This is a genomic window from Anaerolineae bacterium (genome assembly GCA_016931895.1).
GTDB lineage: Bacteria > Chloroflexota > Anaerolineae > 4572-78 > J111 > JAFGNV01.
The window spans coordinates 1-11,334 of sequence record JAFGDY010000004.1; the positions used below are offsets into that span (position 1 = coordinate 1).

Genomic DNA, 11,334 nt, shown 5'->3' on the forward strand with positions numbered 1-11,334 from the left:
CCAGAATATTGGCCTGAAACTCGATTGTTAAGGTTCAAATTCAATCCCTGGCTTCGACCAGGTTAGTTTACTTTGTCTAAATACGAGTTATATCACAGTGCCATCAATTCTACGAACCAAGATGGCCTGACATTCTTATTAAACTCTATTTAACCGGGGTCAACCAACCATGTCGGTCTTCTATTTCGCCGGTGATGATGGCAAAATACTCACTCTGGATTTGCTCGGTGATGGGACCGCGTGAGCCGCTGCCAATCGCTATCCCGTCAACACTTTTGATGGGCGTAATTTCCGCCGCCGTGCCGGTGAAAAAGAGTTCGTCGGCAATGTAGAGCATCTCGCGAGGGATTTGCTGTTCAATCACCCGATAGCCTTTTTCTTCGGCCAGGGTAATGGCAAAACCGCGGGTGATGCCGGTGAGAATGGAGTTGCCCACCGGCGGGGTGTAGATTTTGCCGTCCATCACCACAAAAATGTTCTCGCCGCTGCCTTCGCTCACATAACCTTGCACATCCAGCACAATGCCTTCAGTATAACCGTGGCGCTTGGCTTCTATCACCACCATTTGCGAGTTGATGTAATTGCCGCCCACTTTGGCCATCGCCGGGTGCGTATCCGGGGCCATCCGTCGCCAACTGCTTACGGCCACATCCACGCCTTTTTCAATGGCCTCAGCCCCCAAATAAGCTCCCCACTCCCAGGTGGCAATAATCACCTCCACCGGGCACTGGCGAGGGTCTACTCCCAACACCTCGTATCCCCGAAAAACCAGGGGGCGGATATAACAAGCATTGTGCTTGTTTTTAGCCACCGTGTTGATAATGGCCTCACTAATTTTCTCCGGGCTAAAGGGCACAGGCATACTGATGACTTTGCAACTGTTAAAAAGTCGCTTCACGTGCGCAGCCAACCCCAGCACCGCGGGTCCCATTGGCGTTTGGTACGCCCGAATGCCCTCAAAAACGCTGGTGCCATAATGCAGCACGTGAGATAAAACGTGTACGTTGGCTTCGTCCCAGGGCACAAATTTTCCGTTGAACCAGATGAACTCGGATTTTGGTATAGGCATGGTGATGGATTCCCCTTTGAAAAATTTCCCCCATTTTAGCGAGGGGCGGCAAAAAAGCAAATAGGGAATTCAAAAAAACAAAAAAACCCCCGAAAATTGAGAGGGTTTTTGGGATATTGTGGAGCTGAGGGGAATCGAACCCCTGACCTCTTGAATGCCATTCAAGCGCTCTCCCAGCTGAGCTACAGCCCCAGGTTAATTTTTAATGATGAATTGTGAATTATTAATTGTGAATGATGAAATGAAATGGCCCGCCTCATTAACCATTAATGATTAATCATTCACAATTCACAATTATTATGGAGCTGAGGGGATTCGAACCCCTGGCCTCGACAGTGCGATTGTCGCGCTCTCCCAACTGAGCTACAGCCCCAGGTTAATTTTTAATGATGAATTGTGAATTATTAATTGTGAATGATGAATTGTAACTGTCAATTGCGAATGAATAATGGGATTGTCTCATTAACCATTAATTATTAACCGTTCACAATTCACAATTGATAGAGTATACTCAGGTGTCGAGATTTGTCAAAATCGGTTGAATCATCACTCCACCATTAATTCAACCGGCCTGGCCAGTTCATAGGTGCAGTGGTCGTCCCCCCGGGCAAAACAGGTTACCCGCGTTGGCATAATATTCAACATTGTGCCAATAACGTGCCGGTCAAGGGCGCAAATCTCTTGATGCTCCTTGACCACCTGGCGATAGGGACAGGAATGTGCATGAATCCGGTACACGTTGCCCTCAACTTCCCAGTCAACCACAAAACCCCGTTTGCTTAAAAAGGCCACTACCTCTCCCAGCCGTTCTTCAAAAGTTTGGTTTTCTTGGGGCGGCGGGGACTCGCCGGCCAAACGATGGGCAATATTGCTAAAAATCTTGTCCAGGTCCTGCTGGCCCAACTGAACATTCAGTTCATCCAACAAATAGTTGGTCAAACTGTAATAATCTTGAGGAAAAAGCTCGTCGGCCGCTTCCGTCAACCGATACACCTGTTGGGGACGGCCCGGCCCGCTCTGGTGACGCACCGCCGGCGCCGTAATCAAATTTTCGGCCTGGAGCACGTTGAGATGATACCTTACCGCCATCGGCGTCATGTTCACTTCTGCCGCCAGCTCGTCAACAGTAGCTTTTTCTCTTTCTTTTAATAATTCAATGATATGGCGTCGGGTTGGATGCATTTTTTTTGCCTTTTTGGCCGAATTAAGCATAGATTTTATCATGGACAGGATTTAAAATCAACTTTATTATAAATATTATAATTATTATCATAATTAAAGCGACATACGCCAAATTAAATTGACAAGGCCCAAGACGCTGTGGTATAGTTATCGTCGTTTGACGGAGGTTATAGTTATGGCCGTAACATCGCCCCCCCCAGAAGACGGGAACGAGATTCCTGAAGAATTAAGAGGAAGCGTTCTGCTGGGCACGCTAGACAAAATTCCCTTTCTCACGTCCCTCTACAACTGGGGCCGGGCTTATTCGCTGTGGCCGCTGACCATGGGCCTGGCCTGCTGCGGCATTGAGATGATTGCCGCCGGTACCGCCCGCTACGACCAGGACCGCTTTGGCGCCGCCCTGTTCCGGGCCACGCCTCGCCAGGCCGACTTTATGATTGTATCCGGTACAGTCACCAAAAAGATGGCACCCCAGGTGGTGCGTCTGTACAATCAGATGGCCGAGCCAAAATACGTGATCAGCATGGGCGCTTGCGCCAACGGCGGCGGCCCGTTTAAGGAAGGTTACAACGTTGTTTCCGGCGTTGATAAATACATTCCGGTTGACGTGTACGTGCCCGGCTGCCCCCCCACCCCCCAGGCTTTATTGCAGGGCATTATTCAACTCCAAGAAAAAATCAAAAAACAATCGTTGCGCACCGCGCCCTGGTACCGCAAAGACCAGCGCAACGAAGCTGCGCCGTTGCCCATCCTGGGGCCGGATGTGGTTGATTCTCGCCACCTGCCCACGCTGCCGGAAATGCTACAACAGGCGCGTCAGGCGGCAGAAGCAGAGCAAGAAACTGTTGCCGAAGGCGATCAACCCCGCCCCAAACGAGTGGTCAAACCGCCCCAGACGCCCACCTGGGACATCACCCCCACCGCCGAAACCGCCGCCCTGGCCGCCGCCATCAACCAAGCATTGAGCGCAGACCAGGCCGTGACCCCCGAAAAAGACACACTGGTAGTGAACCCGGCCCACTTGCTGGCCTTTGCCCGGCACGTCCGCCATGAACTGGGCTACGACCTACTGAGCAACGTGACCGGGATTGATTACCTGGGCCGCGAGGGAGACCGTTTTGAGGTGGTTTATCACGCTTATAGCACCGGCCAGCCGGACAAGCCGGTGTTGGCATTCAAAGCTCGTGTGCCGGAAGCAAAACCAGAGTTACCTTCACTATACAAAATCTGGAAAACCTGCTACCTGCAAGAACGCGAAATTTACGATCTTTACGGCCTCAATTTTACCGGCCATCCCAACATGAAACGCATTTTTTTGTGGGACGATTTCCACGGCCACCCCATGCGCAAAGATTACGAAGAAGCCTACTACGAGGAGCCGGTCAAACCTTTTACCAGTCGTTGGCCCAATGGCCGGCAGACGCGGGCTGAAACCCACAACCCCTTTGGCAATAATGTGGTTTATCCCCGCGATTGGAACGTGAGCGCCTGGAAACCGGACGAGTTTGAGGATTACCTGGGCCACGTAGTTGAGGCGCGCGACTTAAAAGAAGGGATGGATTTGGACACCGACCGGATTGTGCTCAACCTGGGGCCGCACCACCCCAGCACGCACGGCGTTTTCCGCATGGTGGTTACCCTGGAGGGCGAAACCATTGTGGATTTGGAGCCGGTGCTGGGCTACCTGCACCGCAACCACGAAAAAATTGGCGAGCGCAATACCTGGCTGATGAACATGCCCTTCACCGACCGGCTGGACTACTTTAACTCCATGCAAAATAACCTGGGCTATGCCCTGGCCGTAGAAAAAATGACCGGCACGCCCGTGCCCGAACGAGCCGAATACATCCGCGTGATCATGGCCGAATTGACCCGCGTCTTCAGCCACATGTCGCTGGTTGGCTTTATGACCAACGACCTGGGCTGTATGTTCACCCCCCTGTTCTATGCCTTTGAAGGGCGCGAGCGCGTGCTGGACCTGTTTGAAGAAGCCAGCGGTTCGCGCATGATGTGCAACTACATGCGTTTTGGCGGCGTGGCCTACGATATCAGCGACGATTGGCTCGACCGCGCCGCCCTTGTAACCGATACGCTGGAACGCGGCCTGGAAGAATTAAATGTTCTGATCTCCGGCAACGAAATTGTCCTGTCCCGGCTCAAGGGCGTAGGGTATATGCCGGCCGAACAACTGATCAACCACGGCGTAACCGGCCCTATGCTGCGGGCCGCCGGCGTAAAGTACGACATCCGCAAGGTGGAACCGTACAGCATCTACGAGTGTTTTGATTTTGACATTCCCACCCAAACCGAGAGCGACGTGTTTGCCCGCTACTACCAGCGCATTCTGGAAGCGCGGGAAAGCCTGAAAATTCTCCGGCAAGCCTATGAAGGCATCAAAGACACCCCTCCCGGCGACATCCTGAGCGGCAAAAAATCCTACACCGTCCGGGTGCCGGCCGGCGAAGCTTACGTTCGCACCGAACACTCCAAAGGCGAGTTGGGCTATTACCTGATCAGTAACGGCTCCGGCAACCCCTGGCGCTACCGGGTGCGCTCCCCTTCCTTTATCAACTTGAATGCGCTGGCGGAGATGTGTAAAGGCGGCAAAGTGGCCGACAGTGTGGTGACGTTGGGGGCCATAGACATTGTTTTAGGAGAGGTAGACCGCTAATGTTTGGCTGGGGTGTGGCTAAAGGTTTAGGCGTTACGCTAAAACACTTTATTAATACCTATATAGATGACGCCCGGTATTGGTTCAGAAGCGCCACCAACCCAGAAGCCTTTGCCCGCAGACAGGGGCCGGTGGGGGCCGGCCTGTTTACGGTAGAATATCCGGCAATGAAACTAAAAACCCCGGAAAACTTCCGCTTTTTGCCCTTCTTGGTTACCGAATACGAAGTTTTGCCGGGCGATACCCACTTTGACCGGGACAAATGGACAGAGCTGCACCGCTGCACCGCCTGCGGCATCTGCGCCAAAGTTTGCCCGCCCCAATGCATCTGGATTGTCCGCGCCCAGGACCCCGAAACCGGCAAGCCGGTATCCAAACCGGCCGAATTTTACATTGATACCGACATCTGCATGAGTTGCGGCTACTGCGCCGAATTCTGCCCCTTTGACGCCATTAAAATGGACCATGTTTACGAACTGGCCGATTACGAGCGCGGGATGAGCCACGTTTACAACCTGGAAAAACTGACCAAACCCGCCGGTTACTACGCCTCTATCCGGCCCACCTGGTATGCGCAGGAAGAAGCCGCCCGCCAGTCCGAAGAAGAAGAAAAGCGGCGCAAAACCGAAGCAAAAGAACGCCTGGCCGCCGAAAAAGTGGCTGCTGCTAAAATCAAGGCGCCCCCGGTTGAAGCCGGCGCCAAACCCAAACGCGCGCCCGAAGAAATCAAGGCCCAACGCGAAGCCATGTTAGCTAAAAAACAGGCGCGTGAAGCCCCAGAAGCAGCAAAGGAGACAACTGTGGAAGCTAAAAATCTAACATCAACCAACCTGGTAACGGTAGAAGGTATTGGCCAAGCTTACGCCGAAAAGCTCAAAGCCATTGGCATTGCCACCGCCGAAGAACTGCTGGAAAAAGGGGCAAGCCCCAAAGGCCGCCAGGAAATTGCGGCCCAAAGCGAAATCAGCCCCAAACTCATTTTGCGCTGGGTGAACATGGTTGACCTCTTCCGCATCAAGGGCGTGGGCGAAGAGTACGCCGATCTGCTTGAAGCAGCCGGCGTAGATACTGTGCCCGAATTGGCCCAACGTAATGCCCAAAACCTGCACCAAAAAATGGTTGAAACCAACCGGCAGAAAAAATTGGTACGCCAGGCACCGGCTTTAACCCAGGTTCAGGAGTGGGTGGAACAGGCCAAACAACTGCCCCGGAGAATTGTTTACTGAAATTTATGCTTCACCCTGATACCCAACTAAAATTCATAAATCCGCAAATTGGCTACGGCGTTTTTGCCACCGCCCCTATTTCCAGGGGAACGATGGTGTATGTGCAAGATGACCTGGAAATTGTTATTGGCCCCAACAGCCCCCTGCTCCACAACCCCCACTACTATGAAATTATTGACAAATACGCTTACATTAATGGACAAGGCCAATACATCTTAAGTTGGGATTTGGCCAAGTATGTCAATCATTGTTGCCATTACAACACCCTAAGTACTGCCTATGGCTTTGACATTGCCGTGCGTGATATTGCCCCCGCCGAAGAGATCACGTGCGAATATGCCCTGTTCAACCTTGAAGAAGCCATGGACCTAACCTGCCCATATCCTGATTGTCGCCAAAAAGCCCGGCCCGAAGACCTTGAGCAATTTTGCGACGAATGGGATCAGGTGGCCCAACACGCCCTCCAAGCCTTTGATCAGGTTCCCCAACCCTTGCTCCCTTACCTGAACTCCCAAACCTATGCCGAACTGAGGCGCTATTTGCAAACCGGGCAGGGATATCGCTCGCTCCATACGCTAAAATATCACCCACCTACCGCTTAGACAGGTTATACAGAACCGGAAAAGGAACCCTAATCATGAAGTTTTGGCAAAAGAGCCTGATGGCTCGCCTGGTCAGTTACTTTTTACTGCTCTCGCTGGCAATTGGCGGATTGAGTGTGTTTGTGGCCTATATTCAGGGCCAGAACGCCCTGGAGAAATCCGTACACGACCGGCTCACGGCTGCGGCTACCTTGCAGGAAAACGAACTCAATCGTTGGCTGGAAGACCAGCGGCAAGTGGTTTTGGCCATTGCCCAGTTGCCCCAAATCCAGGCGCAGGCAGCCTTGTTGTTGAATCACGCCAATACCGGCACCGAAGTTGACTCTTCAGTATTTGCCGTGGCCTTCAGCCCCGATGGCCAATGGCTGGCCACCGGCGGGATTGACCAAACCGTACGCCTGTGGGATGTAGCCACCGGCCAGGAAGTGAACCGCCTCATCCACCCGGATGCTGTGGGCGGTGTTAGCTTCAGCCCCGATGGCCAACTCCTGGCTACAATCGGCGGAGACCTGGTTGTCCGCATGTGGGAAACAGCCAGTGGCCGGGAAGTGGCCCAAATGGTCCACCAGGATGACCTCAATGACCTGGATTTCAGCCCGGATGGCCAATGGCTGGCCACCGCCACACCCGGCGGCGAAGTTGTTATCTGGGAGACGGCCACCGGCCGGCAGGTCTTGACCGTATCCGAAGATTTAGAATACGTAAATGATCTGGAATTCAGCCCGGACGGCCAATGGCTGGCTACCGCCAGCGACGACGGCCTGGGCCGGCTATGGAATCCGGCTACCGGCCAGGAAGTGATCAGCCTGGAGCATGACGGTTGGGTGACGGTGATCACTTTTAGCCCGGATAGTGAGTTAGTGACCACCGTCAGCGAAGACAATGCCGTTAGAATTTGGGAGGCCGCCACCGGCCGGTTACTGGCCGAGTTGCCTCACGACGGTTGGGCCTCTGACGCGGTCTTCAGCCCGGACGGCCAACGGCTGGCCACCGCCAGCGCCGACCGGATGGTGCGGGTTTGGGATGTGGCCACCGGCCAGGAAATTATCCGCCTGGAGCACGACAAGCCGGTGCCGGTAGTCCTGTTCAGCCCCACCGGCCGGCAACTGCTCGCCTTTGAAACCGATACCTCCTGGGCCAACCTGTGGGATCTCAATACCCAAAGCCTCATTGCCGAGTTGAGCCACGACGCCATTTTGGATGATTTTGATTTTAGCCCCGACGGTGAATATGTAGCCACCGCCAGCTATGATGGCACAGCCCGGCTTTGGGACACGGCCACCGGAGAAGAACTGCTGCAATTGGCCCACGACAGCTTGCCCTATACCTTGCTCAAAAAGTCATTAAGCGCCCTTACCAATAGCACCGCCGATCTGCAAACAATTTCCATTTTAGCCCAAAACGGGCGGATCATTGTTTCCACAGACGCGGCCTACGAAGGCCGGGATCAACATGAAACGGAATATTTTTCAAAAGGGCAACTGCGCACCTTTGTGCAAACCGTTCACCTTTCTCCCCTCTCGGGCGAACCCACCATCACCATTGCCACCCCCTTTCGGAACAAATCGGGCCAGGTCAATGGCCTTTTGGCCGCCGATTTGAACCTGGCCCGGATGGACGCGATTGTGGCCGAACGGACCGGCTTGGGCGAAACCGGCGTTACGTACCTGGTTAATAACGCCCATCAACAGGTCACGGCCAACGGTTTTAGCCAGCCGGCCATCCACAGCCAGGGCATTGACGCCGCTGTTCAGGGACAAGACGGCGCCGGAGATTATCAAAACTATAAAAGCACGCCTGTAGTTGGCGTCTACCGCTGGCTTGATAATTTTGAGCTGGCCCTGCTGGCCGAGATGGACCAACAGGAAGCGTCCGCCTCGGCCCGCCGCCTGGCCGGAGTGGTTTCGCTGACCGGCCTGGTTGCGGCCGCAGTTTTGGTGGTGGGCGTGTATGTGCTGGCCCGGCAAATTGCCCGCCCCATTCTGGCTATTGCCGCCGCCGCTGCCGCCGTTGAAGCCGAAACCTTTGAAACAGAAGGGTTGGCCGAGGTAGCCCGGCGGCCCGACGAAGTGGGGCTGCTGGCGCGGGTTTTCCAGAGCATGGCCCGCAAGGTTTACAGCCGCGAGCAGCGCCTGAAAAAACAGGTGCAGGAACTGCGCATTGAAATTGACGACCTCAGGCGTAAGGAAGAAGTGGAAAAAATTGTAGACACCGACTTTTTCCGGGACTTGCAGAGCAAAGCGCGCCACATGCGCCGCCGCCAGCGAGGCGAAGCCCCGGCCGGCCAGGTTGAAGACCCTGCCGCCAACCCTCCTGACGAGAATACCGCGTCCTGACAAAATTTGGGGGCCGCCAACAATCAAATGATGCCTTTGAGGTGAGGAAATTCGTCCTGACTGTGGGGCAAATTCAGCGCGTCCACAAATCGCTCCTGGAATTCCGGCTGGGCGGCCGTTTCCACATAATCAATCCAGCGGGCCAACTCCCGCGCCCGCTGCCGCCGCTCCCGGCTCAACAAACATAGCACCGCCCCATCCCCCGCCGAATTGCCGACGGGATAAACATTGTCCAAATCGCAATCCGGGAAGAGGCCAATGAGCATGGCCCGTTTTTTATCAATGTGCGCTCCAAAACCGCCGGCCAGCAGCACCCGGTCTACCTGGGTGACACCTCGGCGTTCTAGTAACATTTTGGCCCCGGTGTAGAGGGCGCTTTTAGCCAGTTGAATGGCCCGGACGTCGCGCTGGGTAATGACAATCTCTTTGCCGGTGGAGGTCTGCCCGGCCGTGGCGACCACATATTCGCCTACTTGTTCGGTGAGACGAAAATTGGGCGAGGGCGTATTGCGGTTAAATTTACCGTCCGGGCCAATGATGCCGGTGACAAACAACTCCGCCACCAGGTCAATCATGCCCGACCCGCAGATGCCGGCGGCCTGAATCTCTTCGTCCGGCATTTCATTGCTCCAGCAATTGTGGCCAATTACCTTAAAACGCGGGGTCAGGGTGTGCGGGTCAATCCGCACCTGCTCAATGGCGCCGGCGGCGGCCCGCATGCCGTGGGTGATTTCGCCGCCCTCAAAGGCCGGGCCGGTGGGGCTGGACGCCGACAGCAGGTGTTCCCGATTGCCCACCAAAATTTCGGCGTTGGTGCCAATGTCCACAATCAGGTGAATGTCATCCCGGATGTGGGGCGATTCGGCAATGACCACGGCCATATTGTCCGCGCCCACATAACCGGCCACGGCGGGTAGGATGTGCAGTTTGGCCCCCGGATTGACCGCCAGGTTCAGGTCCCTGGCTCTCAGGTCAAGGGCGTCGCCCGTAACCAGGGGAAAAGGAACGCGGCCCAACGGGGCGGGGTCAATTCCCAGCAGCAGGGCCATCATCACCGTATTGCCCACAATCACCAGGTCGGTAACGTCTTCCGGCTGCAATTTAACCGCGCGGGTGGCGCGTTTGACCAACCCGGACAGGGCTTCGATGACGGCAGCATGCATTTTGTCCAGGCCGTCGGCGTTGGCGGCGCAGTAACTGATGCGGCTCATCAGGTCCTCGCCGTAGGTGGTTTGGGGATTCATCATCGCCTCGGTGGCCAAGATGGTGCCGGTACGCAGGTCAACCAGGTGCCCGGCCACGGTGGTTGTGCCCAGGTCAATGGCCATGCCGTACGCGCCTTCGGCATAATCCGGCTGCACCCGCACCACTTCTTGGTTGTCCCAGAGAGTGACTGTGACCTCGTATTTGCCCCGGCTTAACGCTACCGGCAAACTACGCAGAGCAAAAAAATCAATCTGCAAATCCGGCAGGTGATGGGTTTCTTGCAACGCTGCTTGCAGGCGTTCCCAATCGCCCAGGTGGTTATCGTTTAAATCCGGCGGTTTGACCCTGACAAAATATTGGCGGATGGCCGGATCAAGCGTTACCTGGCGCACGGTGGCGCTTTTGCGCACAATCTGCTTGCGGGCCTGGCTCTCCTCCGGCACATGGATGACCACATCGCCCCACACGCGGGTCATACAGGAGAGACGATAATCGCCGGGAGCGCGGTGGCGCTTTTGCCAGTAACTAATTTCGCCCTGGCCCGGGGGCGAAAGGTGTTCCGCTTTGGAAACGATGCCGTACTTTGGAAAATCGCCCGTGTTCACCAGCACCTTGCACGTACCGCACGTTTGCTGGCCGCCGCAGATGCTTTCGATTTCCACGCCCAATTCGCGGGCGGCAGCCAGCAGGGTTTGGCCCGCAGGCACGTACCCCTGCCGGCCGGAGGGTTGGAAAACAACCAGGTATTTTTGTTGGGGAGAGTCTGCCATAATAGTGATTTACCCCGTTACCGACGAACGACGAACGACCAACGACCAACGACGAATTTACAGATCGGTCACCGGTCAACGTTGGTCGTTGGTCATTGGCCGGAGAATAATTATAATCGAGCTGGGGGAAAAGCAAAAGCCGGGGTGTTTGGCCTGCAACGGTCAGAGCCTGTCTGAAAAGCCCAACATGTCATTAGTATGAGAAAAACGTGGTAATATAAAAAGACAGGACACGGCAGATCGATTGTCATTAGGTCTCAAGACCGTCTCGG

General features: G+C 55.0%; 7 protein-coding genes and 2 tRNA genes. 4 read left to right on the top strand and 5 right to left on the bottom strand.

The features are described from left to right. Positions 1-145 precede the first annotated feature (145 nt). From JW953_00120 to JW953_00135, 4 genes are all read right to left on the bottom strand, one after another. Positions 146-1,069: a branched-chain amino acid transaminase gene (locus JW953_00120; GenBank protein ID MBN1991079.1), complete on the bottom strand. Its 924-nt coding sequence runs from the start codon at positions 1,067-1,069 to the stop codon at positions 146-148. Positions 1,070-1,188: 119 nt separating this feature from the next. Beyond that, positions 1,189-1,261 (bottom strand) — tRNA-Ala (locus JW953_00125). Between the two features lie 108 nt (positions 1,262-1,369). Continuing rightward, positions 1,370-1,442: transfer RNA gene (locus tag JW953_00130), tRNA-Ala, on the bottom strand. A gap of 173 nt (positions 1,443-1,615) precedes the next feature. Continuing rightward, positions 1,616-2,251 carry an ArsR family transcriptional regulator gene (locus JW953_00135; protein MBN1991080.1) on the bottom strand — a complete coding sequence of 212 codons (636 nt, stop codon included), beginning with the start codon at positions 2,249-2,251 and terminating at the stop codon, positions 1,616-1,618. Positions 2,252-2,426: 175 nt separating this feature from the next. Between JW953_00135 and JW953_00140 the strand changes: the two genes are divergently transcribed. Genes JW953_00140 through JW953_00155 form a run of 4 tightly spaced genes read left to right on the top strand, consistent with a single transcriptional unit; the run spans position 2,427 to position 9,086 of the window. Further along, positions 2,427-4,922: an NADH-quinone oxidoreductase subunit D gene (locus tag JW953_00140; GenBank protein MBN1991081.1), complete on the top strand. Its 2,496-nt coding sequence runs from the start codon at positions 2,427-2,429 to the stop codon at positions 4,920-4,922. Continuing rightward, positions 4,922-6,148, top strand: coding sequence for a DUF4332 domain-containing protein (locus tag JW953_00145; GenBank protein MBN1991082.1), 1,227 nt, complete (start codon positions 4,922-4,924; stop codon positions 6,146-6,148). The genes JW953_00140 and JW953_00145 overlap by 1 nt, the downstream gene beginning before the upstream one ends. Before the next feature lie 5 nt (positions 6,149-6,153). Then, positions 6,154-6,750 carry an SET domain-containing protein gene (locus JW953_00150; GenBank protein ID MBN1991083.1) on the top strand — a complete coding sequence of 199 codons (597 nt, stop codon included), beginning with the start codon at positions 6,154-6,156 and terminating at the stop codon, positions 6,748-6,750. Positions 6,751-6,785: 35 nt separating this feature from the next. After that, positions 6,786-9,086: a HAMP domain-containing protein gene (locus JW953_00155; protein MBN1991084.1), complete on the top strand. Its 2,301-nt coding sequence runs from the start codon at positions 6,786-6,788 to the stop codon at positions 9,084-9,086. Between the two features lie 23 nt (positions 9,087-9,109). Here JW953_00155 and JW953_00160 read toward each other — a convergent pair whose 3' ends face one another. Beyond that, complete coding sequence (locus JW953_00160; protein ID MBN1991085.1) at positions 9,110-11,062, bottom strand: DUF4445 domain-containing protein; 1,953 nt, start codon at positions 11,060-11,062, stop codon at positions 9,110-9,112. Between the last annotated feature and the right edge of the window lie 272 nt (positions 11,063-11,334).